Source organism: Cellulomonas humilata (assembly GCF_013359775.1).
GTDB classification, from domain to species: Bacteria; Actinomycetota; Actinomycetes; order Actinomycetales; family Cellulomonadaceae; genus Cellulomonas; species Cellulomonas humilata.
In genome coordinates, this window is sequence record NZ_JABMCI010000067.1 from 94,199 (window position 1) to 117,327 (window position 23,129).

Genomic DNA, 23,129 nt, shown 5'->3' on the forward strand with positions numbered 1-23,129 from the left:
GCCCCGGCGCGCGCTCCTGGTGGTCGACGAAGGGGAGAGCGATGGACACGGACCTGGACCGCCAGCTGCGCCGACTGGGCGTGCTGCACGCGCGCGAGCTGTCTGCCGTCCGCCGCCGGGTACCCGGCGCCTCGGCACGCGTCGCCGAGGTGGTGCTCCTGCGCGGCGGTCACGTGGCCCGTGCGCCGAAGACCGCGCTGCCGACGCGTACCAGGGTGGCTCCCTCGGCGATCGCCAGCTCGAGGTCCCCGCTCATGCCCATGGACAGCTCCGTGGCGGTCTGAGTCCCCGACGCCACGAGCTCGTCGCGCAGGCCGCGCAGCAGCGCGTAGCCGGCGCGCACCACCGCGGGGTCGTCCGAGCGCGCCCCGACCGTCATGAGTCCGGCCACGCGCAGGTTCGGCAGGGCGGCGACCGCCCCGGCGAACGCGACCGCCTCGGCCGGCTCCACGCCGTGCTTCGTGTCCTCGCCGGACACGTTCACCTGCACGTAGACGTCGAGCGGGTCGGTCGCCCGCGCGGAGAGCCGCTCGGCCAGGTCGATCGACGCCACCGACTCGATGCACGAGGCCCAGCGCAGCGCCGCGTTCACCTTGTTGGACTGCAGCGGTCCGATGAGGTGCAGCGCGGTCAGGCCCGCGAGCGACGGGCCCTTGGCGACGAGCTCCTGCACCCGGTTCTCGCCGACGAGCACCGCGGCGAGCGTGGGGTCGTCGGCGCGCGCCCGGGCGTCCGCGTCCAGCGCCTCGCGCACGCGCTCGACCGGCTGGGTCTTGGTGGCCAGGAGCAGGCGCACGTCCGCGGGGTCGCGACCGGCGTCGATCGCAGCCTGCGCCACGCGTCCACGCACCTGGGCCAGGCGCCCGGCGATCACGCGTCGGACCGGGCGATGTCGGCCACGGTGGCCGAGGTGAGCCGGATGAGGTCGTCGGGGGAGAGCTCCACGTCGAGCCCGCGGCGGCCGCCGGAGACCAGGACGGTGTCGAACAGCCACGCGGTCTCGTCGACCACCGTCGGGTGCGCGCTGCGCTGCCCGAGCGGCGAGATCCCGCCGAGGACGTACCCGGTGGCGCGCTCGGCATCGGGCTTCGGCGCCATCGACGCCTTCTTCCCGCCGACCGCCTGTGCGAGAGCCTTGAGGTCCAGCTGACCGGTCACGGGGACGACGGCCACTGTGAGCGTGCCGTCCACCACCGTCATCAGCGTCTTGAACACCTGCTCGGGCGGGACGCCCAGTGCCGCCGCCGCCTCGAGCCCGTAGCCGAGCGTGCTGGCCGGGTCGTGAACGTAGGCGTGCGCCGTGTGCGGGACGTCCGCCGCCGTCAGTGCCACCAGAGCGGGCGTACCGGTCGGGGCATGCTCCTTCTTCGCCACGCAGCCACGATAGGGGCCGATCAGGGTCATCCCGGATACCGTCCGCGACGGCGCAGGGTGCAGGCTGGGCGCGTGAAGACCCTGCTCAACATCATCTGGCTCGTGCTCGCGGGCTTCTGGCTGGCGCTCGGCTACGTGCTCGCCGGGATCATCTGCTGCATCCTCATCATCACGATCCCGTTCGGCATCGCGTCGTTCCGGATGGCCAGCTACGCGCTGTGGCCGTTCGGGCGCACCGTCGTCGACAAGCCGACCGCCGGTGCGTGGTCCGTGATCGGGAACGTCATCTGGGTGATCGTCGCGGGCTGGTGGCTGGCGCTCATGCACATCATCACCGGCATCGCGGAGGCGCTCACGATCGTGGGCATCCCGTTGGCGCTGGCCAACTGGAAGATGGTGCCGATCTCGCTGTTCCCGCTGGGCAAGCAGATCGTCCCGTCCGACCGGCTCATGGCGGCCTACGGGCAGTGACTACTGCCCGGTGATCAGCACGATCAGCAGGTAGATCAGGGTGCCGGCCGCGACGCCGGTGCTCGCCGCGAACCAGAGCGCGGGGTTCTTGCCGCGAGCCTGCAGCACCATCGCGGTGACCACGAGCACCACGGCTGCGACGAGGGTGAGGATCCCGAGCACCCAGACGGCCGACACCAGCGCGGCGACCAGGCAGATGAGGAACACGAACCGCGGCGACCTCGTGGTGCGCGCGGGAGGCTCGGTGGGCTGGGTGCTCATGCGCGAACGGTAACCCGGAGCGGCCCGTCTCAGTCGGGACCGTCCGGATGGCTCGCCAGCCACGCCTTCGCCACGCGCCTCGGCGCCTGCGTGAGCCACGCCTCGACGACGAGCTCCCGCAGCTCGTCGGTGTCCATCACCTCGAGCCGCGCGAGCACCGCCGGGTAGCCGTCGAAGTGCGGCGTCACGAAGTAGACGTCGGGGGCGCGGACCAGCAGCTCCTCCTTGGCCTCCAGGTCGGGGACGCGGGCGCCGAGGACCGGTCCGGCGGGCGCCGACGCGCCGAGCGCCTCGTGGTCGACGGCGCGCAGCGGCCGGTCCCACACGAGCGGCTTCGTCCCGACGCGCCAGCTGCGCCCGGGCTGCTCGGAGGTCTCCGGCAGCGCCGCCACGGCGTCCCGCACGTCGTCCCACGTGGCCATGACGGTCACGCTAGGCCTCAGGCGCCGAGGTCGCCCAGGGGTCCGACGGCCACGATCCGCAGCTGCACCTCGCTCGTCTCGTCGGAGCCGGCCAGGTCCACGACCGCGTCGATGCGCCAGTCGTGGTCGCCCTCCGGGTCATCGAGGAGCTGGCGCACCTGCCAGGTGCCCCGGCCTGGGGTGACCTGGAACAGCCCCGGGCCGCGGGCGGGCGCACCGGTGAGGATCTCGTCGTGGTCGTCGTAGTACGGGTCCAGCGCCGTCCGCCAGCGGTCGGCGTCCCACGGCGCGTCCTCCGGGTCGAGGTCGCCCAGCTGCGCGAGCCCGCCGTAGAACTCCCGCGCGGCCAGCTCGACGCGCCGGAACAGCGCGCCGCGGACCAGCGCCCGGAACACCCGGGGGTTGGCTGTGATCGGCTCGGGAACGTCCTCGTCGATTCCTCCGGGGGCGTCGGCGCCGCGCTCGTCGAGCGGGTTGCTCAAGCGCTCCCACTCGTCGAGCAGGCTCGAGTCCGTGCGGCGGACGAGGTCACCGAGCCACTCGATGATCTCCCACAGCTCCTCGGTGCGGGCCTCCTCGGGGACGGTCTGCCGCAGGGCGCGGTAGGCGTCGGCGAGGTACCGGAGCAGCACGCCCTCGGTGCGGTCCAGCTGGTAGTACGCGACGTACTCGGCGAAGCCCATCGCGCGCTCGTGCATGTCGCGCACCACGGACTTGGGGGACAGGGCGAGGTCGGCGACCCACGGGTTGGTCTGCCGGTACGTGACGAACATGGCCTCGAGCAGCTCGGCGAGCGGCTTGGGGTAGCCGACGTCCTCCAGGAGGGCCATCCGCTGGTCGTACTCGAGACCGTCGGACTTCATCTGGGCGACGGCCTCGCCGCGGGCGCGGTTCTCCTGCGCGGAGAGCACCTGGCGGGGGTCGTCGAGGGTGGCCTCGATGACGGAGACGACGTCGTGCGCGTAGGCCGGGTCGTCGCGGTCGAGGAGGTCCAGCGCCGCGTACGCGAACGGCGACAGCGCCTGGTTGAGCGCGAAGTTCGGGGCCAGCTCCGCGGTCAGCTGCACCGCGCGCCGCCGACCGTGCGGGGCGGTCGGGTCCTCCACCCAGGGGCGCTCGATCACGCCGGCGGCCCGCAGCGAGCGGTACACCGCGATCGCGCGGCGGACGTGCAGACCCTGCGCCCCCTCGGGCTCGTGGTTGTCGGTGAGGAGCTTGGTCATGGCCGCGACCGGGTCGCCCTCGCGGGCCAGCACGTGCAGGACCATCGCGTGCGACACGGAGAAGCTCGACGTGAGCGGCTCGGGCGGCGCGTCCCGGAGGCGCTCGTACGTCTTGTCGGTCCAGTTGACGTGGCCCTCGGGTGCCTTCTTGCGGATGATTTTCTTCAGCTTGCGCGGGTCGTCCCCGGCCTTGAGCAGCAGCTTGCGGTTCTCGATCACGTGCTCCGGTGCCAGGATGATCACCTCGCCCACGGTGTCGAAGCCGGCCCGCCCGGCCCGCCCGGAGATCTGGTGGAACTCGCGCGCGGACAGGTGCCGCATGCGGACGCCGTCGTACTTCACCAGGCTGGTGAGCAGGACCGTGCGGATGGGGACGTTGATGCCGACGCCGAGCGTGTCCGTGCCGCAGACCACCGGCAGCAGGCCGCGCTGCGTCAGCCGCTCGACCACCCGGCGGTACTTGGGCAGCATCCCCGCGTGGTGCACGCCGACCCCGTGCCGCAGCAGCCGGTTGAGCGTGCGGCCGAAGCCGGGACCGAAGCGGAACCCCGCGATCTCGTCGGCGATCCGGTCCCGCTGCTCGCGGCTGGCCAGGGGCGTCGACATGAGCGACTGCGCCCGCTCGACGGCCTCCTTCTGCGTGAAGTGCACGACGTAGACGGGGGCGCGACGGGTCTTCACCAGCTCGTCGAGCAGCTCGTGCAGCGGCTCGATCGCGTAGGAGAACGTCAGCGGCACGGGACGCTCGGCGTTCGCGATGACGGCGACCGGCTGGTGCGTGCGGCGCGTGAGGTCCTCCGCGAAGAAGCCGACGTCGCCGAGCGTCGCGGACATGAGCACGAACTGGACCGTGGTGAGCTCGAGCAGCGGCACCTGCCACGCCCAGCCGCGCTGCGGGTCCGCGTAGAAGTGGAACTCGTCCATGACCACCTGGCCGACGTCGGCACCGTCGCCGTCGCGCAGGGCCACGTTGGCCAGGATCTCCGCGGTGCAGCAGATGATCGGCGCCCCCGGGTTGACCGCCGAGTCGCCGGTCATCATCCCGACGTTGGCGGAGCCGAACGCCTCGACGAGCGCGAAGAACTTCTCGCTGACCAGCGCCTTCAAGGGGGCGGTGTAGTAGGTGCGGCGCCCCTGGGCGAGCGCGACGAAGTGCGCAGCGACCGCGACGAGCGACTTCCCCGAACCCGTCGGCGTCGACAGGATCACGTGCGCCCCGGTGACCAGCTCCAGCAGCGCCTCGTCCTGGTGCGGGTAGAGCTCGAGCCCCTGGTCGGTGGCCCAGCCGGTGAAGGCCTCGTACAGCGCGTCGGGATCGGAGGGGTCGGCGGGGATGCGGTCGGCCAGGGTGGGGGTGCTCATCGTGCCTCGATGGTCCCATGCGCTCGTGCGTCTAGGGTGTGGGCCGTGACCGAGCGCCCGACCGTGGAGATGTGGACCGACGGGGCCTGCAAGGGCAACCCGGGCGTCGGCGGCTGGGGCGCCTGGATGCGCTACGGCGACCACGAGCGCGAGCTGTTCGGCGGCGAGCCGGTGACCACCAACAACCGCATGGAGCTCACCGCGGTCATCGAGGGGCTGCGCGCGCTGACCAAGCCGTGCGACGTGGTGCTGCACGTCGACTCGATGTACGTGATGAACGGCGTGACCAAGTGGATCGCCGGCTGGAAGCGCAACGGCTGGCGCACGGGGGACAAGAAGCCCGTGAAGAACCAGGAGCTGTGGCAGGCGCTGGACACCGAGACCGCCCGGCACACGATCAGCTGGGTGTGGGTCAAGGGGCACGCGGGGGACCCGGGCAACGAACGCGCGGACCAGCTGGCCAACCGTGGGGTCGACGAGGTGCGGGCCCGGGCCTGAGCGCGGGTCGCCTGGCAGCCATAGCATCGTCGGGCAGGGGGATCCGCCGACCGGAAGGGCCCATGGTGCAGAGCCTCGCCGACGTGCGGGATCGCGCAGGCACCGCACTGTTCCTGCGCGTCGCAGGACCGGACGGGCTGGCCAGCCGCGAACGCATCCACGGCACCCCCGGCCCCCGGTGGTTCCCGCCGGGCTCCGCCATCCGGACCGTGCACGGGGACGCCTCGATGTTCGTCGGCGGCATGCGCGCGCTGCTCCTGCAGTCGCTGCACCCGGCCGCCATGGCCGCCGTCGCCGCGCACTCCGGCTACCGGGGCGACCCCTGGGGCCGGCTGGCGCGGACCAGCACGTTCCTGGCCGTCACCACGTTCGGCACCATCGACGACGCCACGGCGGCCATCGAGCGGGTCCGCTGGGTGCACGAGCGGATCCGCGGCGTCACGCCCGAGGGGCTCGCGTACTTCGCGGGCGACCCCGCGCTGCTGCGCTGGGTGCACGTGGCCGAGGTGGACAGCTTCCTGCGGGCGCACCGGGTGTACGGGCAGCGCCCGCTCGACGCGGCGGGCGCCGACGAGTACGTCGCGCAGGCCTCCCGCGTGGCGGTCGAGCTCGGTGCCGAGCGGGTGCCGGAGTCGGTGGCCGAGCTGGCCAAGGCGCTGGAGGAGTTCCGCCCCGAGCTGGCCCCGTCGACCGCGGCACGTGACGCCGCCGACTTCCTGCTGCACGAACCACCTGTGCCGCGGTCGCTGCGGCCGGGCTATGCGCTGCTGGCGCGGGCCGCGGTGGCGTCGATGCCCCCGTGGACGTTCGAGCTGCTCGGCCTGGACCGGCCCGGCCCCGTCGGGCTGAGCGCGTCGCGGACGGCCGGCGCCGTGGCGACGCGGTCGATCCGGTGGATGCTCGGACCGGACGACGCCAGCCGGGTGGCGGGCGTCGGATGACCCGGTTCCTGCTCCTCAGCTCGCGCGCCGAGGACGTCGCGGCAGTCGGGGAGCATGCCGCGTTCCTCCGGTTCGGCGGCCTGCGCGCCGACGAGCTGGAGCAGGTCCGGATGGAGGCGGCGCCGTTCCTGCCCGTCGACCTCGACCGCTACGACGGCGTCATCGTCGGCGGGAGCCCCTTCGACGCGAGCAAGCCCGAGAGCGAGAAGTCGGCGACCCAGCGTCGCGTCGAGGCCGAGGTGTCGACGCTGCTGGACGACATCGTCGATCGCGACCTGCCGTTCCTCGGCGCCTGCTACGGCGTCGGCACGCTGGGGGTGCACCAGGGCGCGGTGATCGACCGCACCTATGCCGAGCCCATCGGGGCGGTGACGGTCACGCTCACCGACGAGGGTCGCGCCGACCCGCTGCTCGCGGAGCTGCCGGCGTCGTTCGACGCGTTCGTCGGGCACAAGGAGGCGTGCCGCGTGCTGCCGCCCGCGGCCGTGCTGCTCGCGTCGTCGCCCACCTGCCCGGTGCAGATGTTCCGCGTGCGCCAGAACCTGTACGCCACCCAGTTCCACCCCGAGCTCGACCTGGCCGGCATCACCACCCGGATCGGCGTCTACCGCGACTACGGCTACTACCGCCCGGGTGAGTACGACGAGGTGATCGCCCGGGTGCGCAGCGCGGACGTGTGGGCGCCGCCGCGCATCCTCGAGGCCTTCGTGCGCCGGTACCGCAGGGACTGAGCGGACCGTTCTGAACAGATGAGAAACGGCACGGTGAATCGGTTCGGGAAACCGGTTCCCCTGTTCAGGAGCGGCGACGCTGCCTAGCCTGGCCGACGAGCGGAAAGCGCTTCACCACAGGGGTGCGGATCGGCCGGTCCGCCCCCGTCCTCGACGCCCTCCCGGACGTCGTCGGCTCATCTCCACTCGAGCATCCCCAGGGGGATCGATGAGGATCCAGAAGAAGACCAGGCGGCTCGTCGCCGCGTTGGCATCAGGCATCACGCTCGCACTGGCCGGAGTCACGCTCGCGGCGCTGCCCGCCCAGGCCGCCACGGTCGACACCAGCGCCTACTACGTGCTCGTCAACCGCCAGAGCGCCAAGGCGCTCGAGGTGCGCGACTTCTCCACGGCCGACGGCGGCATCATGCAGCAGTGGACCCGCAACGACGGGAACTGGCAGCAGTTCAAGTTCCTCGACTCGGGCTCCGGCTGGTACCGGCTGCAGAACCGGCACTCGGGCAAGGTGCTCGACGTGTGGGGCTGGAGCACCGCGGACGGCGGTGAGATCCGGCAGTACACGGACGCCAACGCGGCCAACCAGAAGTTCAAGCTGGTCGACTCCGAGGGCGGCCGCGTGCGGCTGGTGAACGAGCACAGCGGCAAGGCCGTCACGGTCACCGACCGGTCCACGGCCGACGGCGCCACGATCACGCAGCTCGCCGAGAAGAACCAGTACAACCAGCAGTGGGAGCTGGTGAAGGTCGGCAGCGGCACGACGCCGACCACGCCGCCCACCAACCCGCCGGCCACCGGCCTCGTGGGCTGGGCGTCGCAGAACGGCGGCACCACCGGCGGCGGCTCCGGGTCCACCACCACGGTGACCAGCTCGTCGGCCCTGTCCAGCGCGCTGTCCGGATCGGCGCCCGTCGTGCGCGTGCAGGGCACCATCTCCTGCTCGGGCATGCTCACCGTCGCGTCCAACAAGACGGTGCTCGGGGCCAGCGGCGCCAAGCTCGTCGGCTGCGGCCTGAACATCAAGAGCGCGAAGAACGTCATCGTCCGCAACCTGACGTTCGACGACTGGGGCGACGACGCCATCAACATCGAGACGTCGACCAACATCTGGATCGACCGCAACACGTTCTTCACGGGCTACGACGGCTCGGTCGACACGAAGCGCGGCTCGGACTACGTGACGATCTCGTGGAACCACTTCGACGGCCAGGACAAGAACTCCCTGGTCGGCCACTCGGACGACAACGGGTCGCAGGACCGCGGCAAGCTGCGGGTGACCTACCACCACAACTGGTTCGACGGTACCAACCAGCGCAACCCGCGGGTGCGGTTCGGCAACCCGGTGCACGTGTTCAACAACCTGTACTCGAGCGTCGGCTCCTACGGCGTGGCGTCCACCATGGAAGGTGGCGTGCTCGTCGAGGGCAACTACTTCGAGAACACCGACGACACCTACCACCTCGGTGAGGGCTCGTCGCCCGCGGGCACGCTCGTCGCCCGCAACAACCACTTCGTCAACTCCTCGGCCGGTCAGACCGGGGGATCGGTGAAGGCCGTGACCTACTCGTACACGCTCGACACCGCCTCGTCGGTGAAGTCGATCGTGAGCGCGGGGGCCGGCGCCCGCTGACCGACGATGGCCCGCGGCGGACCCCTCACCGCCGCGGGCCATCGCACAGCGCACGGACAGGTAGCTCCGAGGATCCTCGGAGAACCCCCACCCAGACTCGTCTCATGACCACGTCGACCTGGGAGGCGCCCCCCGTGGCGCCGACCGCCCAGCCGCGACCGACCCGCACCGTCAGCGGCGTCCTGCCGACGCTCTGGCTCGGCGTCGTCGCGGTGCTGGCGTTCTGGTGGGCGGGCACGACCGCGGCCACCGGCACGACTCCCGGTGGCGCACTCATGTCGCTCGGCGAGCTGTCCGGGCTGCTCGCCTCGTACCTCGTCTGTGCGCAGCTGCTGCTCATCGGGCGCGTGCCCTGGTTCGAGCGGGGGATCGGCTTCGACCGGCTCGTGGCCTGGCACCGGTCGCTCGGCACGTCCGTGGTCCTGCTCGTGCTCACGCACGTGGTCCTGATGATCGTCGGCGGGTCGCTGCTGGACGGTCTGAGCGTGTGGTCCGAGGTGCCCTCGGTGCTGGCGACGCAGCCGTACCTGTGGCCCGCACTGATCGGCACGGTCCTGTTCCTCGCCGTCGGGGTGTCCAGCGCCCGGCTCGCCCGGCAGCACCTGTCGTACGAGGTCTGGTTCGCGGTGCACCTGTCGATCTACGTGGGGATCTTCCTCGCGTTCGCCCACCAGGTGGCCGGCGGCACCCACTTCGTCGGCTCGCCGGTGGCCCGCGGCCTCTGGATCCTGCTCTACGCCGGGACGGCCGCGGCGCTGCTGACCTGGCGCGTGGTCCTGCCGCTGATGTCGCACCGCCGGTACGCGATGCGCGTGTCCGCGGTGGTGCCCGAGGCCGACGGGCTGGCGAGCGTCTGGGTGCACGGCCGGGGGCTCACGCGACTGGAGGCCCGCGGCGGGCAGTTCTTCCTGGTCCGCTTCCTCACCCCCGGCCACCGGGCGACGGCGCACCCGTACTCGCTGTCCATGGCGCCGACCGACGACCACCTGCGGTTCACCGTGGGGGCGCTCGGGGACCACTCGTCGGCGGTCACGGACCTGCGGCCCGGCACCCGGGTGCAGGTCGAGGGGCCGTTCGGGCACTTCACCGCGGACCAGGCGAGGTCCGACCGCGTGCTCCTCGTGGCCGGCGGCGCGGGGATCGGGCCGGTGCGTGCGCTCGCGGAGGAGCTGCTCGACCAGGGCCGCCAGGTCGTCGTCCTGCACCGCGCGCACGACGCCGCCGGCCTGGCGCTGGCCGCCGAGTTCACGCCGTCGCCGAGCCTGACCTACCTGCCGGTCCCCGGTCGCCGTGCCCACCTCGGCCACGACCCGCTCGCCCCGCAGCACCTGCGCTGGCTGGTCCCCGACATCGCCTCGCGCGACGTCTTCGTGTGCGGCCCGCCCGCGATGGCCGACGCCGTCGCCCGCTCCGCCCGCGCCCTCGGGGTGCCGCGGTCCGCCATCCACCGAGAGGAGATCGACTCATGAGCACGCCACGCTGGCGCGGCACCCTGATCTACGCGGGGTCCCTGGCCGCCATGGGAGCCGCGGGCTTCGCGAAGTTCGCCGTGCTGACGCCCGCGGACACGGTCGCGGAGTCGAGCACGGACGGCATGGCCGCGTCCGTCCCCGCATCGGACGACATGTCCGCGTCCGACGACGACGCGGCGGGTTCCGACGACGACACTGCGGCGGCCGACTCGGGGCAGGCAGGGTCCACCACCGACCCCGCCACGAGCACCGACACCGGCTCGACCACGAGCGACACCGTCACGGTCGTCGGCTCCTCGGTGCAGACGAGGTACGGACCCGTGCAGGTGTCGGTCACGTTCGCCGCGGGCCAGATCACCGACGTGCAGGTCCTCCAGGTCCCCGGCGGCCACCACGAGAGCGTCCAGATCAACGCGCGAGCGACGCCGATCCTCGCGCAGGAGGTGGTCGACGCCCAGTCGGCGCAGATCGACACCGTGTCCGGTGCCACCTACACCTCGGAGGCGTACGCCGAGTCCGTGCAGTCCGCCATCGACCAGCAGGGCTGACGCGTGCGCCACCTGGAGCTGGTGATGGGCATCCCGATGTCCGTGGACGTCCGCGGCGCGCTGGACGAGCAGGCCGAACGCGCCGCGGTCCGGGACGCGTTCGACCGGATGCACGACGCCGACCGCCGGTTCAGCCGGTTCCAGCCGGGCAGCGAGGTGAGCCGGTACGACGACGGCGTGGACGCCAGCACCGACCTTCGCGAGGTCCTCGACATCGCCGCGCGCTTCGGCGACCTCTCCGGCGGCGCGTTCTCGGTCCGCCGGCCCGACGGCACGCTGGACACCGACGGCGTCGTCAAGGGCTGGGCCGCCCAGCGGGCCGCCGACACGCTGACGGCCGCCGGGCTGACCACCTTCTGCCTGAACGCGGGCGGCGACGTCGTGGTCCGGGGCGAGCCCGAGCCGGGCCGCGGCTGGAACGTCGGCGTGCGGGACCCGGACGACCCCGACGCGTTCCTCACGGTGCTGGAGGTGCGCGACGGGGCGGTGGCCACGTCCGGCACCTACGAGCGCGGCGAGCACGTCTGGGACGGCCGCACCGGACAGGCCGCGACCGGGCTGCGCGCGGCCACCGTCGTGGCGGCCGACCTCACGACCGCCGACGTGCTGGCCACCTGCGTGCTGGCCCTGGGTCTCGACGGGATCGCGTGGGCGGCGCAGCACGGCGCCGCCGCGGTGCTCGCCGTGGACGCCGACGGTGAGCTGGTCACGGCGGTCCAGGCCGCTCCTGCGTGATCGCGGCGCCGGGAAGCCCGTCCGCGCGCGCAGCGGCGCTGACCGACCCGCCGTGCTGGGCGGCGACCTCCCCGGCAGGTCCGTCGTGGCTGCCCGTGAGCATGCGGACCGTGCCCACCTCGGTGGGTGCCGTCGTCCACGTGTCCTCCCCGCTGGGTACGGCCCGGCACCGTACGGTGGCCGTACTCGCCCCGAGCACCGGGACGGACGACACGAGGAGACGCGATGCCCGGACGGTCTCGCCGCATCGCCGGCCTGGTCGCCGGCACCGCCCTGCTGCTGGCGTCGTGCGCCGACGGCGGACCTGCGACGCCCTCGCAGACGGCGACGACGACCCCGCCCGCTCCGAGCGCGAGCGCCACGCCGACCACGGACCCGGTGCCGACGGCGGTGGCCACCGAGACCGAGGAGCCCGTCCCGTTCCCGGCGGACCTGGAGCCCGACGAGCAGGCGTCGTCGGACGGCGCGATACTGACCCTGACCGACGTGACCACCGGCGAGCACGACGGCTACGACCGCGTGGTCTTCCGGTTCGGCGGGACCGGCGCGCCCGGGTGGATGGTGCGCTACGTGGACCGCGCGACCGACGACCCCGCGGACACGGTGCTCGACATCGCCGGCGACGGCACCCTGGCGGTCACCCTGCTCGGGGTGCAGATCCCCGACACCACGGGCATCCCCGAGTGGAGCGGGACCAACCCGATCCTCACGCCCGGGTACACGACCCTGCGCGAGGTGAACGTGCGCGGTCAGTTCGAGGGGCAGGAGCTCGCGTTCCTCGGCCTCGACACGGCCGACCACCCGTTCCGCGTCTTCGCGCTCGCCGACCCCGCCCGCGTGGTGGTCGACGTCCGGCACGACGGCTGACGGTCGATCAGGCGGGGAGCGCCTCGCACACGTCCACCAGCCGGGCGCGCAGCAGGTTCCCCCGCTCGGCGAACACCCGCTGCCGGGCGACGTACTCCGCCTTGCCCTCGGGCGTCTCGATGCTCACGGGATCGAGCCCGTAGGTGGTGACGTCGTACGGCGACGCCTGCATGTCCAGCGTGCGGATGTCGCGTGCCAGCTCGAAGCAGTCCAGCAGCAGGGTCCCCGGCACCGCAGGCCCCAGCTTGGTGGCCCACTTGTAGACGTCCATCCCCGCGTGCAGGCAGCCGGGCTGCTCCATCGCGGTCATCGAGGAGCGCGTCGGCCGCAGCGTGTTGCGCTCCACCGCGTCGGGCGTGAAGAAGCGGTAGGCGTCGAAGTGGGTGCAGCGGATCTTGTGGGCCTCGACGACGGCGTCGGTGCCGGCCGGCCCGAGCCGTAGGGGGAGCGGGTGGCGGTGCTCGTCGGTCTCCCGGTAGACCATCGCCCACTCGTGCAGGCCGAAGCAGCCGGTGGCCGCCGGACGGGAGAGCGTGGCGGTCAGCAGGGCGTGGACGAACCGGACGGCCTCACCGCGGTCGACGACGAACGCGTCCACGTCGAGCCGGACCGTGCCGTCGTCGGACGTCCGGTACCAGCGCCACCCGGCGTGCGGGGCGGGCGGCTCGAGCGCGACGCCGACCCCGGGGTGCCAGCGGCGCAGCGCGGCGGGGGTGACCGGGTAGTACTCGAACAGGAAGTCCTCGATCGCGTGCTTCTGCTGGCGGGACCGGCGCTCGCGGCGCCCGGCGGTGAAGGCGTCGGCCCGCTCGCCGTGCGTGGCCGCGAGCGACTGCCAGGTGGCGGCGTCGAGCGCGGGCGCGGCGGTCAGGGGCACGTCTCCAGGGTAGGCGAGCCTGACAGACTGACCGCGTGCTGATCCTCGCCTCGGTGTTCGCCGTCCTCGCCGCCCTGCTGCACGTCCTGTTCTTCGCGTACGAGTCGGTGCTCTTCGAGCGGCCGGACGTCCACGCGAGGTTCCAGACGCGCACCGAGGACGTCCCCGCGGTGAAGCCGTGGGCGTACAACCAGGGCTTCTACAACCTGTTCCTCGCCATCGGCGCCCTCGTCGGCGTCGGCCTCGCGCTCGCGGGGCAGGAGTCGGTCGGCCTGGCCCTGATCCTGCTGGCCTGCGGGTCGATGCTCGCCGCGGCGCTCGTGCTCGTCGCGACCAACCGCCGCATGGCTCGGGCCGCCGCGACGCAGGGCACGTTCCCTCTGCTCGCGGTCGTCTTCGCCGTGGGCGCGCTCGTCGCCTGACGTCCCACCCCCAACGCCGCTGCGGTCGACGGACGTTATGGGTGCAGGACGTCGTCGCGAGAGGTGCGTGGTGTGAGCAGACGGTGGGAGGACCTGCTGGAGCAGGTCGCGCGCGAGCGCTATCAGCGTCTGGTCGCTCACGCGACGCTGGTGTCGGCCTCGCCGTCGGACGCCCAGGACCTGGTGCAGGAGGCGCTGATCGCCGCGTTCTCCGGGCGCGCCAGGTTCGGGTCCGTCGAGCAGGCGGAGGCGTACGTGCGCCGCGCCATCGCGTCCCGGGCGATCGACGCCGGCCGCCGCAGGACGCGGGAGGCCCGCCTGCTGGCCCGCGCCGCGGCGCAGACCCCCGAGGTCGTCCGGCACGACGACCGGCTCCCCGGCGCCGACGTCGTCCGGGCGCTGGCCACGCTCAGCCCGCGGGAGCGCGCGTGCGTGGTCCTGCGGCAGATGGAGGACCTGTCCGTCGTGGAGACCGCCAGTGCGCTCGGGCTGTCCGAGGGTGCGGTCAAGCGGTACACGTCCGACGGGCTCGCGCGGCTGAACGCTGAGCTCGGCAGCACGGCGGTCGCAGTGGAGCGGATCCCCGTCACCCAGCTGACTCCGACGGAGGTGCGTCGTGACCGATGACCTGCACGCCCTGCTGGCTCAGGCGTCCGACGAGATCGAGGGTGCTGCGCCGGCGCTGGACGCCGGCCGGCTGGGCGTGGTCCGGTCGGCGGCCCGTCGCCGGCGGATCACGCGGCGGACGGCTGAGTCGTTCGCGGGCGTCGGGGTGGTGGGCGCGCTCGGGGTCGGCCTGTGGTTCGGGCTGGGCCAGCAGCCGCCGGAGCCGGTGGTGCCCGTCGTGACCCCGACGGTCATCCCGACCCCCACCACGACGCCGAGCCCGACCCCCACGACGGCCCCGACACCGACCGGGCCGGTGACCCGGGCGGAGTCGATCGACGACGCGACCGTGATCGCGCGGCTGAGCGCCCCGAGGACGGGGGAGGTGTGGCAGACGCCGACGCCGGCGCCGGACATGACCCAGCTGCGGCAGTTCGACGAGGACACATCACCGGTCTTCCTCGTGGGCACTCGCGGCGCGTCGTCGATCTACCTGACGACGTACGAGCAGCTCGGCACGTGGTTCGTCAGCGGGCTCTACGAGGTCGACGCGCAGGGCGCCCGGCTGATCGCGTGCCCGAGCGCGCGCACCACCGACCCGTGCGCCTCCGAGGTGAACATCTCCCTGCCCCCGGGGGTCGTGCGGGACGTGGAGACGTTCTACGACACGCTGACGCTGCCGACGTCGATCGACCTGGGAGACGACTTCCGGGTGACGACGACGAGCACCATCGGGTCGCCGTTCTACCCGTCCTCGCTCTACGGAGACGCCGACCCGCTCATGGACGACACGTTCGAGCACCGGGTCCTGCGCGAGCCCGGTCCGGTCGCGCTCGCGGTCCGGGTGCGGGAGGCGTCGGTGCCGGGACTGACCAACCTCACCTACGGGATCCTGACGCCGTTGGGCACGTTCCTCCGGCTCCAGCCGGGCGACGTCCCGGGCGGGGACTTCACGGCGATCCGCTGGGACGACGGAGTCGCGCGTGGAGCACCGGACCCCGTGGACGAGTACGACGACCCGGACGTGACCATGGCGCCCGGCGGGCAGAGCTGCGTCGCGACGACGTACTCGCAGGAAGACGCGCACGTGGCCGCGGACTGGCGCCCCGCGGGGACGACGCCCGACGGGCACCGGGTCTACGTGCCGGTGGCCGGCGGGAACCCGGTCTCGCGGGCGGTGCGGGCGTGGCACGAGGACAACTCGTCGACCATCGCGCCCGAGGGCGTGCAGGGCGACGAGTACGGGGCCGTGCACGGCGCCGCAGCGGGCTACCCGTACACCACCGACGCGGCGTTCCTCGAGGCGAACGCCCTGTTCGCGCTGCAGGGTCCAGCCGGCGAGTGGCTGCTGGGCATGCGGTCCGACGCCGCCAACATCGTCTACGAGTGCGCCTGACGGTCGACGTCCTGCCCAGGCCCCGGTGCCGGCGACGGCGGGGCGTCGGGAGCGATGTCCGCGGCCCTCGTCGACACCCGGTGCAGCACCCACTCGAGCGGTCCGCGGCCGACGGTCGCCGCCCAGAGCCAGCAGAGTGCGACGGTCGTGACGAGGAACCCGAGCCACACCTCGGCGGTCGCCTCGTAGACGACCGTCCGGCCCAGGGCGGCGATCACGACGATGTGCACGCTGTACGCGGTGAGGGCCAGCGACCCGACCGCGGCGAGCGGGGCGAGCGCTCCCGGCCACCGGTCGGCGACCGCGAGGCACGCGGCGATGACCAGCATCGCGACACCGACGTTGCCCACCACCTCGAACGTGGTCGACGAGTGCGGCTCGGTGGTGGCCAGTGCGGTGGGCCAGCCGAGCACGTGCAGCGCCACCCAGGAGCCGCCGTGCCCGAGGACCACCAGGCCGACGCCGACGAGCGCGCCGAGCCCCCGCAGCCGGGTCGAGCGCAGGTCGCTGCGGCCGAGGGCGAGCCCGACCAGCAGGTACGCGGTCCACACGATCGCCGGGTAGTAGTGGCCGACCGTGATCTCGGCGAGCACCGTCGGCCGGGCACCTTCGAGGCTCGCCGCGACGCCCTGGCCGAGCGGGGGGCCGACGACGGCGACGACCCCCGCCGCGGTGAGCAGGGCGGCCCGGGACCAGCGCAGCGCGACGCACCCGATCGCGAACAGGAGCCCGTAGGTCGGCAGGATCACGACGACCGGCGTCGCGAGCAGGATCAGCAGCTCACCGAGGGCGAACAGGAGCAGCGCCCGGACCAGGATCCGTACCCGCGCCTGGACGAGCCGGGTGCCGACGACGGGCGCGGAGCTGCCCGAGAGCAGGGCGAGCGAGACGCCCGCCAGCACCACGAACAGGGCCGCGGGCCGCCCGTCCGCGAGCTGCGAGAAGCCGCCGGGTGGGACCGGTCCGTGGTCGTCGGGACCCACGTGCGCGGTCATCATGCCGAGCACGGCGAGCCCGCGGGCGACGTCGATCCCCACGATGCGGCGCATGGAGGGATGCTAGCGAGCCGCGTGATCTCGCATGTCGAAACGGTTCGTCCCGTTTATTGAACTCTGGGCCTCATCGATGATTACAGTCTGATGTGAACTCCCCGACGCACCCCGACGTGTACACCCACGGACACCACGAGTCCGTGCTGCGCTCGCACCGTTGGCGGACCGCCGAGAACTCCGCCGCGTACCTGCTGCCCGCCCTCGTCCCGGGGACCCGCCTGCTCGACGTCGGGTGCGGACCGGGTTCGGTGACCATCGACCTGGCGGCCCGGCTCGAGCCCGGCGAGGTCGTCGGCGTCGACACCTCGGCCGCCGTCGTCGAGATCGCGCAGAAGGCCGCAGCCGACGCCGGCGCGGACAACGTGACGTTCCAGGTGGCCGACGCCTACGGCCTGCCGTTCGAGGACGACGCCTTCGACGTGGTGCACGCCCACCAGGTGCTCCAGCACCTCACGGACCCGATCGCCGCACTGCGGGAGATGCGCCGCGTGACCAAGCCCGGCGGCATCGTGGCGCTCCGGGACGCGGACTACTCCGGCATGACCTGGTACCCGCCGTCGAACGGGCTGGACGAGTGGCTGGCGCTCTACCACGAGGTCACGCAGGCCAACGAGGCCGACGCGAACGCCGGGCGCAAGCTGCTGTCGTGGGTGCGGGAGGCCGGGTTCGACCCGGCCGGCATCGTCCCCAGTGCCGGCGTCTGGTGCTACGCCACGCCGGAGGACCGCACGTGGTGGGCCGGGCTGTGGGCGGACCGCTCGGTCGCCTCGAACTTCGCCGCGCAGGCCATCGCGCACGGGCTCGCCGACGAGGTCGGTCTCGAGCTGCTCGCCGACGCCTGGCGCGAGTGGGGCACCCAGCCGGACGGCTGGTTCGCGGTGCTGCACGGCGAGGTGCTCGCTCGCGCCTGAACTAGGGTGACGACGTGCGCATCGCCAGGTTCACCACCGGGGGAGACCCCCGCTACGCCCTGATCGACGGAGACCCCGGCTCCGAGGAGCTCGTGGTCATCACGGGGGACCCGCTCTACACGCCGGTGCAGCCCACGGGCGAGCAGATCCGGCTCGACGACGACAGCGTCCGCCTGCTGGCGCCGGTCATCCCGCGCTCCAAGATCATCGGCGTCGGCCGCAACTACGCCGCGCACGCCGCCGAGATGGGCAACGAGCTGCCGCCCGCCCCGCTGCTCTTCCTCAAGCCGAACACCTCGGTGATCGGCCCGGACGACCCGATCGTCCTGCCCGACTGGACCGAGCACGTCGAGCACGAGGCCGAGCTGGCCATCGTCATCGGCAAGGTCACCAAGGACGTCACGCCGGACCGCGCCCTGGAGCACGTCTTTGGCTACACCGTGGCCAACGACGTCACCGCGCGCGACGTGCAGAAGGCCGACCTCCAGTGGACCCGGGCCAAGGGCTTCGACGGCTCCTGCCCGATCGGTCCCTGGATCGTGCCGGGCCTCGACGTCGACGACCTCTTCGTCCGCGCCCGCGTCAACGGCGTGACCAAGCAGGACGGCCGCACGTCGCAGATGATCTTCGACGCGGCGTACCTCGTCTCCTACGTGTCCGAGGTGTTCACGCTCCTGCCCGGCGACCTCATCCTCACCGGCACCCCGGCGGGCGTGAGCCCGATCGTGGACCGGGACATCGTCGAGGTCGAGGTGGAGGAGATCGGCGTCCTGCGCAACCCCGTGCTGCGCCGCCACTGAGTCTCCACGCCGGCTGCGGCGGAAAGACGAGCGTCCTGCGCAACCCCGTGCTGCGCCGCCACTGAGTCTCCACGCCGGCTGCGGCGGAAAGACGAGCGTCTTGCGCAACCCCGTGCTGCGCCACTAAGTCTCCCGCCCGCTGACGCGGGAAGACGAGCGTCCTGCGCAACCCGGTCCTGCGTCGCCACTAACCTTGAGGCCGTGACTTCTCCCACCGGCTCTGCTGTGCGCGTCCGTTTCTGTCCCTCGCCCACCGGGACGCCGCACGTCGGCCTCATCCGAACGGCGCTGTTCAACTGGGCGTACGCGCGCCACACGGGCGGCACCTTCGTGTTCCGCATCGAGGACACCGACGCGGCGCGCGACTCGCAGGAGTCGTACCTCCAGCTGCTGGACGCGCTGCGCTGGCTCGGCCTGGACTGGGACGAGGGCGTCGAGGTGGGCGGCCCGCACGAGCCGTACCGGCAGTCGCAGCGGATGGACCTGTACGCGGACGTGGTCCGCCGCCTGGTCGAGGGTGGCCACGCGTACGAGTCGTTCTCCACCCCGGAGGAGATCGAGGCCCGGCACAAGGCTGCCGGCCGCGACCCGAAGCTGGGCTACGACGGTGTCGACCGCGACCTGACCGACGAGCAGAAGGACGCGTTCCGGGCCGAGGGCCGCGAGCCGGTCCTGCGCCTGCGGATGCCCGACGCGGACCTGACCTTCGTGGATCTGGTGCGCGGCGAGGTCACGTTCAAGGCCGGCTCGGTGCCGGACTTCGTCATCGTCCGCGCCAACGGCCAGCCGCTGTACACGCTGGTCAACCCGGTGGACGACGCCCTCATGGGCATCACGCACGTGCTGCGCGGCGAGGACCTGCTGTCCTCGACGCCGCGGCAGATCGCGCTCTACCAGGCGCTCGAGGCGATCGGCGTCGGGTCCGGGTCGCCAGTGTTCGGGCACCTGCCGTCGGTGCTGGGCGAGGGCAACAAGAAGCTGTCCAAGCGCGACCCCGAGTCCAACCTGTTCCTGCACCGCGACCGCGGCTTCACACCCGAGGGCCTCCTCAACTACCTGGCGCTGCTCGGCTGGTCGATCGGCCCGGACCGCGACATCTTCTCGATGGCGGAGATGACGGCCGCGTTCGACGCCGCGGACGTCAACCCCAACCCGGCGCGGTTCGACGTGAAGAAGGCCGAGGCGATCAACTCCGCGCACGTGCGGCTGCTCGCGCCCGAGGACTTCCGCGACCGGCTGGTGCCGTACCTGCACCGCGCGGGCCTGGTGCCGACGGACTCCTACGCGGACCTCTCGCCGGAGCACCGTGCCCTCCTCGACGCGGGCGCGCCGCTCATCCAGGAGCGCATCACGCTGCTGGGCGAGGCCGAGGGCATGCTCGGGTTCCTGTTCGCCTCGGACGACGCCCTGACGATCGCCGACGACGCGCGCGGCGCGCTGCGCGAGGAGTCGCCGGCCGTGCTCGATGCCGCCGCGGCCGCGCTCGGGGGTCTCACGGAGTTCACCACCGCCACCACGCAGGAGGCCCTCCAGGCTGCGCTGGTCGACGGGCTCGGCCTCAAGCCGCGGTTCGCATTCACCCCGCTGCGCGTCGCCCTGTCCGGTCGACGCGTGTCACCGCCGCTGTTCGAGTCGATGGAGATCCTGGGCAAGGACTCCACGCTTGCGCGGATCGCGGCCCTGCGCGCCACCCTGTGATGCGCGTCGACGGGGTCCTGTTCGACATCGACGACACGCTGGTCGACACGCGGGGCGCGTTCGGCCACGCGCTGGCCGGCGTCGCCCGCCGCTACCTGCCCGACCTGCCCGTGGACCGGCACGCCGAGCTGGTGACGGTCTGGCGCGCGGACGTCGGCGGCCACTACGCGGCGTACACGCGCGGCGAGGTCGGCTTCGTCGAGCAGCGGATGACGCGAGCCAACGAGCTGCACGAGCAGTTCGGCGGACCGGTGCTGGACGCCGCGGGGTTCGAGGTGTGGGACGAGGCGTTCCAGACGGAGTTCGCGGACGCCTGGACCGCTCACCCCGACGTCGACGACGTCCTCGACAAGCTCCTCGCCGCCGGCCTCGCGGTGGGCGCTCTGTCCAACGCGTCGGTGGAGCTCCAGACCATCAAGCTCGAGCGGGTGTCGCTGCTGGAGCGCGTGCCGATGCTCGTCGGCGTCGACACCCTCGGCTTCGGCAAGCCGGACCCACGGGTGTTCGCGGAGGCGTGTCGCCGGCTCGGCACCGACCCGACGCGGACGGTGTACGTCGGTGACGAGCTCGACGTCGACGCCCGGGCGGCGGTCGCGGCCGGTCTGGTGGGCGTCTGGATCGACCGTCCGGGTGAGAGACGGCTCCCGGTGTCGCCGGAGGATCTCGCGGTCGCGCGACAGGCCGGTGTGCGGGTCATCGCGTCGCTCGCCGAGCTCCCGGGTGTGCTCGGGATCGACGAGTAGGGCGCATCTAGGAGTACGGCGCGGTCGTGCTCCACGCCAGGCGCGGCTTTCCCGGCATGGTCAGGAGCCATCCCTTGAAGCTCGACCGGGCGGCTTCGCGCACCGAGCCATCGGGCAGGCGCACGCGGTAGTGGGTCTGGCCGCGGCCGGTACCCACCTCGATGGCGCCCGTGACCGCCGCGTCGACCACGGCTCTCACCGTCGCGACGCCCGCCGTCGTCCGTGGGAACTCCCACTGCTCGCACCCGTAGACGCCGGCGACGAGGCAGTCGTCGAACTGCTCCCAGCTCACGGCGACCGCGCCGACCGCGCGGGGCGTGATCCATGCTCCGGTCGGCGGCTTGGGTGCCTCGTCCAGGATGAGCTCGACGGTGGCGACGCCGGACAGCCGCGACGCCTGGTCGGTGCACAACGCGCCGACCTGCGCGGTCACCTGGTCGTCGGGGAGCTCGATGCCGGGGCGGCGTCCAAAGAGGGGCACGCGCAGATCATGGCCTACCGCAACGACGCCCGGTAGCACTCGGTCCGGTACGGCACCTCGATCCACTCGCGTCCGCGCAGGTCGGGATGCGTGGCGACGAGCCGGTCGACCTCGTCGAGGAGCGCGTCCCGCTGGTCGGCGGGGAGCAGGATCAGGTGGCTGCGGCTGGCGGCGAGCGTGCGCAGGTCGGCGGCGCGCAGGCGCTGCGTCCAGGGGAACGTCGCGTGCTCCGGCTCGGTGAACGCGTCGCCGAGCTCGGGGTTCCGGTAGCTGGTCTCCAGGGTGTCGCCGCGGTGCACGATCTCCGTCCAGCGCGCCACCCAGTCGTGCTCCTGGTCGCGCACGTTCCAGATCGGCGCCACCGAGCCGCCCGGCCGCAGGACGCGGGCGATCTCGGCGGAGGCCACGGGCGGGTCCACCCAGTGCCATGCCTGCGCGATGGTGACGGCGTCGACGGAGGCATCCGGCAGGTCGAGGTGCTCGGCCGTCCCGGGCCGCGCCTCGACGCCCGGCAGCGCGGCCGTCAGCTCCGCCCGCATCGCGTCGGACGGCTCCACCGCGACTACGTGCCACCCGAGCGCGACCAGCCGCTGGGTGAGCTTCCCGGTCCCCGCGGCCAGGTCGAGCACGTCGCGCGCCTCCGCCGGGACGGCCCACCGGACGGCCTCGTCGGGGTAGCCGGGCCGGGTGGCCTGGTAGACGGCCGCGGCTCGGTCGAACGAGGCGGCGCGGTCGCCGCGGTCGTCGGTGCTCATGGCACCGATCGTCCCGCGACTGCGGGGATCACGCCTCCGGCAGCGGGTCCAGGTACTCCAGGGCTGCCCCGTGCAGCCGACCGTTCGACACCAGCGCCGAGCCGCCGAACGGTCCGGGGACCCCGCGGATCGACGTGAACATCCCGCCGGCCTCGGTGACGATGGGGACGAGCGCGGCCATGTCGTGCAGCGACAGCTCGGGCTCGGCCGACAGGTCCACCGCGCCCTCCGCGACGAGCACGTGCGACCAGAAGTCGCCGTACGCGCGGGTGCGCCACGTCCGACGGGTCAGGTTCAGGAACGCGTCGAGCTGGCCGCGCTCCTCCCAGCCGCCCAGTGACGAGTAGGACAGCGAGGCGTCCTCGAGCCGGTCGACCTCGGAGACGTGCAGCTGGCTGGCGGCGGCGAGCGACTTGCCGGTCCACGCGCCGTTGCCCTGCGCCGCCCACCAGCGCCGACCGAGCGCGGGTGCACTGACGAGCCCGACGACGACCTGGTCGCCGTCCAGCAGCCCGATGAGCGTGGCCCACACGGGCACCCCGCGGACGAAGTTCTTGGTCCCGTCGATCGGGTCGATGACCCAGCGCCGCGGCCCGTGGCCGGTGTCGCCCATCTCCTCGCCGTGCACCGCGTCCCGCGGCCGCGCCCGGGACAGCTGCCCGCGGACGATCTCCTCGGCGGACTTGTCGGCGTCGGTGACCGGCGTCAGATCGGGCTTCGTCTCCACCCGCAGGTCCTGCGACTTGAACCGCGCCATGGTGATCGAGTCGACCTGGTCCGCGATCACGTGGGCGAGGCGCAGGTCGTCGTCGTACCCGGGGCGCAGGCTCATGCCCGACACGGTAGTGGGTCGAGT

26 protein-coding genes are annotated in these 23,129 nt (G+C 72.8%); 16 read left to right on the forward strand and 10 right to left on the reverse strand.

What is annotated here, in order from left to right; genetic code table 11:
* Positions 1 to 169: 169 nt before the first annotated feature.
* The gene (locus HP550_RS14065; protein ID WP_175348307.1) at positions 170 to 874 is read right to left on the reverse strand and encodes a YggS family pyridoxal phosphate-dependent enzyme; all 705 of its coding nucleotides are present in this window, start codon (positions 872 to 874) and stop codon (positions 170 to 172) included.
* On the reverse strand, positions 871 to 1,374 hold the full coding sequence (ybaK, locus tag HP550_RS14070; RefSeq protein ID WP_343048181.1) for a Cys-tRNA(Pro) deacylase: 504 nt from the start codon (positions 1,372 to 1,374) through the stop codon (positions 871 to 873). The genes HP550_RS14065 and ybaK overlap by 4 nt, the downstream gene beginning before the upstream one ends.
* A 72-nt stretch (positions 1,375 to 1,446) precedes the next feature.
* On the opposite strand from ybaK, the gene HP550_RS14075 reads away from it, so the two are divergent.
* Complete coding sequence (locus tag HP550_RS14075) at positions 1,447 to 1,845, forward strand: YccF domain-containing protein (protein ID WP_175348309.1); 399 nt, start codon at positions 1,447 to 1,449, stop codon at positions 1,843 to 1,845.
* Here the strand turns inward: HP550_RS14075 and HP550_RS14080 are convergent, their stop codons facing one another.
* From HP550_RS14080 to HP550_RS14090, 3 genes are read right to left on the reverse strand one after another with little or no spacing between them, the layout of a single operon-like run.
* On the reverse strand, positions 1,846 to 2,106 hold the full coding sequence (locus HP550_RS14080) for a hypothetical protein (protein ID WP_175348310.1): 261 nt from the start codon (positions 2,104 to 2,106) through the stop codon (positions 1,846 to 1,848).
* A gap of 29 nt (positions 2,107 to 2,135) precedes the next feature.
* A complete protein-coding gene (locus HP550_RS14085; protein ID WP_175348311.1) occupies positions 2,136 to 2,528 on the reverse strand; it encodes an MmcQ/YjbR family DNA-binding protein in 393 nt (130 codons plus the stop codon).
* Between the two features lie 17 nt (positions 2,529 to 2,545).
* Complete coding sequence (locus HP550_RS14090; protein ID WP_175348312.1) at positions 2,546 to 5,113, reverse strand: DEAD/DEAH box helicase; 2,568 nt, start codon at positions 5,111 to 5,113, stop codon at positions 2,546 to 2,548.
* Positions 5,114 to 5,182: 69 nt separating this feature from the next.
* On the opposite strand from HP550_RS14090, the gene rnhA reads away from it, so the two are divergent.
* The 8 genes from rnhA (at position 5,183) to HP550_RS14130 (ending at position 12,532) form a co-directional block, all read left to right on the forward strand.
* Positions 5,183 to 5,611: a ribonuclease HI gene (gene rnhA / locus HP550_RS14095; protein ID WP_175348466.1), complete on the forward strand. Its 429-nt coding sequence runs from the start codon at positions 5,183 to 5,185 to the stop codon at positions 5,609 to 5,611.
* Positions 5,612 to 5,673: 62 nt separating this feature from the next.
* Entirely contained in the window at positions 5,674 to 6,552 is an 879-nt protein-coding gene (locus tag HP550_RS14100) for an oxygenase MpaB family protein (protein ID WP_175348313.1), read from the forward strand.
* Complete coding sequence (locus HP550_RS14105) at positions 6,549 to 7,283, forward strand: glutamine amidotransferase (RefSeq protein ID WP_175348314.1); 735 nt, start codon at positions 6,549 to 6,551, stop codon at positions 7,281 to 7,283. Before HP550_RS14100 ends, HP550_RS14105 begins: the two co-directional genes overlap by 4 nt.
* 208 nt (positions 7,284 to 7,491) lie before the next feature.
* The gene (locus tag HP550_RS14110; protein WP_175348315.1) at positions 7,492 to 8,910 is read left to right on the forward strand and encodes a pectate lyase family protein; all 1,419 of its coding nucleotides are present in this window, start codon (positions 7,492 to 7,494) and stop codon (positions 8,908 to 8,910) included.
* Positions 8,911 to 9,014: 104 nt separating this feature from the next.
* A complete protein-coding gene (locus HP550_RS14115) occupies positions 9,015 to 10,379 on the forward strand; it encodes a ferredoxin reductase family protein (protein ID WP_175348316.1) in 1,365 nt (454 codons plus the stop codon).
* Positions 10,376 to 10,930, forward strand: a complete 555-nt coding sequence (locus HP550_RS14120; RefSeq protein WP_246280874.1) for an FMN-binding protein — start codon at positions 10,376 to 10,378, stop codon at positions 10,928 to 10,930. Before HP550_RS14115 ends, HP550_RS14120 begins: the two co-directional genes overlap by 4 nt.
* A 3-nt stretch (positions 10,931 to 10,933) precedes the next feature.
* Positions 10,934 to 11,665, forward strand: a complete 732-nt coding sequence (locus HP550_RS14125) for an FAD:protein FMN transferase (protein ID WP_175348317.1) — start codon at positions 10,934 to 10,936, stop codon at positions 11,663 to 11,665.
* Positions 11,666 to 11,890: 225 nt separating this feature from the next.
* The gene (locus tag HP550_RS14130) at positions 11,891 to 12,532 is read left to right on the forward strand and encodes an AMIN-like domain-containing (lipo)protein (protein ID WP_175348318.1); all 642 of its coding nucleotides are present in this window, start codon (positions 11,891 to 11,893) and stop codon (positions 12,530 to 12,532) included.
* A 7-nt stretch (positions 12,533 to 12,539) separates the two neighbouring features.
* On the opposite strand, the gene HP550_RS14135 is transcribed toward HP550_RS14130, so the two are convergent.
* Entirely contained in the window at positions 12,540 to 13,403 is an 864-nt protein-coding gene (locus tag HP550_RS14135; protein ID WP_210768127.1) for a 3-methyladenine DNA glycosylase, read from the reverse strand.
* 44 nt (positions 13,404 to 13,447) lie between these two features.
* Here HP550_RS14135 and HP550_RS14140 point away from each other — a divergent pair, with 44 nt between their 5' ends.
* The 3 genes from HP550_RS14140 to HP550_RS14150 all read left to right on the forward strand — a co-directional run bounded on the left by HP550_RS14140 (position 13,448) and on the right by HP550_RS14150 (position 15,833).
* Positions 13,448 to 13,831, forward strand: a complete 384-nt coding sequence (locus HP550_RS14140; protein WP_175348468.1) for a DUF1304 domain-containing protein — start codon at positions 13,448 to 13,450, stop codon at positions 13,829 to 13,831.
* A gap of 72 nt (positions 13,832 to 13,903) precedes the next feature.
* Positions 13,904 to 14,458, forward strand: coding sequence for a sigma-70 family RNA polymerase sigma factor (locus HP550_RS14145; RefSeq protein ID WP_175348320.1), 555 nt, complete (start codon positions 13,904 to 13,906; stop codon positions 14,456 to 14,458).
* Complete coding sequence (locus HP550_RS14150) at positions 14,448 to 15,833, forward strand: hypothetical protein (protein WP_175348321.1); 1,386 nt, start codon at positions 14,448 to 14,450, stop codon at positions 15,831 to 15,833. Before HP550_RS14145 ends, HP550_RS14150 begins: the two co-directional genes overlap by 11 nt.
* Here HP550_RS14150 and HP550_RS14155 read toward each other — a convergent pair.
* Positions 15,818 to 16,882 (reverse strand): heparan-alpha-glucosaminide N-acetyltransferase domain-containing protein, encoded by a 1,065-nt coding sequence (locus tag HP550_RS14155; RefSeq protein ID WP_175348322.1) that lies wholly within the window; start codon positions 16,880 to 16,882, stop codon positions 15,818 to 15,820. The genes HP550_RS14150 and HP550_RS14155 overlap by 16 nt on opposite strands.
* A 92-nt stretch (positions 16,883 to 16,974) precedes the next feature.
* Between HP550_RS14155 and HP550_RS14160 the strand changes: the two genes are divergently transcribed.
* From HP550_RS14160 to HP550_RS14175, 4 genes are all read left to right on the forward strand, one after another.
* The gene (locus HP550_RS14160; RefSeq protein ID WP_175348323.1) at positions 16,975 to 17,796 is read left to right on the forward strand and encodes a methyltransferase domain-containing protein; all 822 of its coding nucleotides are present in this window, start codon (positions 16,975 to 16,977) and stop codon (positions 17,794 to 17,796) included.
* A gap of 14 nt (positions 17,797 to 17,810) precedes the next feature.
* A complete protein-coding gene (locus HP550_RS14165) occupies positions 17,811 to 18,596 on the forward strand; it encodes a fumarylacetoacetate hydrolase family protein (RefSeq protein ID WP_175348324.1) in 786 nt (261 codons plus the stop codon).
* Positions 18,597 to 18,797: 201 nt separating this feature from the next.
* Positions 18,798 to 20,294, forward strand: a complete 1,497-nt coding sequence (gene gltX / locus HP550_RS14170; RefSeq protein WP_175348325.1) for a glutamate--tRNA ligase — start codon at positions 18,798 to 18,800, stop codon at positions 20,292 to 20,294.
* The gene (locus tag HP550_RS14175; RefSeq protein ID WP_175348326.1) at positions 20,294 to 21,037 is read left to right on the forward strand and encodes an HAD family hydrolase; all 744 of its coding nucleotides are present in this window, start codon (positions 20,294 to 20,296) and stop codon (positions 21,035 to 21,037) included. Before gltX ends, HP550_RS14175 begins: the two co-directional genes overlap by 1 nt.
* Before the next feature lie 7 nt (positions 21,038 to 21,044).
* Here HP550_RS14175 and HP550_RS14180 read toward each other — a convergent pair whose 3' ends face one another.
* Genes HP550_RS14180 through hisN form a run of 3 tightly spaced genes read right to left on the reverse strand, consistent with a single transcriptional unit; the run spans position 21,045 to position 23,105 of the window.
* The gene (locus tag HP550_RS14180) at positions 21,045 to 21,518 is read right to left on the reverse strand and encodes a hypothetical protein (protein WP_175348327.1); all 474 of its coding nucleotides are present in this window, start codon (positions 21,516 to 21,518) and stop codon (positions 21,045 to 21,047) included.
* 14 nt (positions 21,519 to 21,532) lie between these two features.
* On the reverse strand, positions 21,533 to 22,273 hold the full coding sequence (locus tag HP550_RS14185) for a class I SAM-dependent methyltransferase (protein ID WP_175348328.1): 741 nt from the start codon (positions 22,271 to 22,273) through the stop codon (positions 21,533 to 21,535).
* Between the two features lie 28 nt (positions 22,274 to 22,301).
* Positions 22,302 to 23,105, reverse strand: coding sequence for a histidinol-phosphatase (gene hisN, locus HP550_RS14190; protein ID WP_175348329.1), 804 nt, complete (start codon positions 23,103 to 23,105; stop codon positions 22,302 to 22,304).
* Positions 23,106 to 23,129 lie beyond the last annotated feature (24 nt).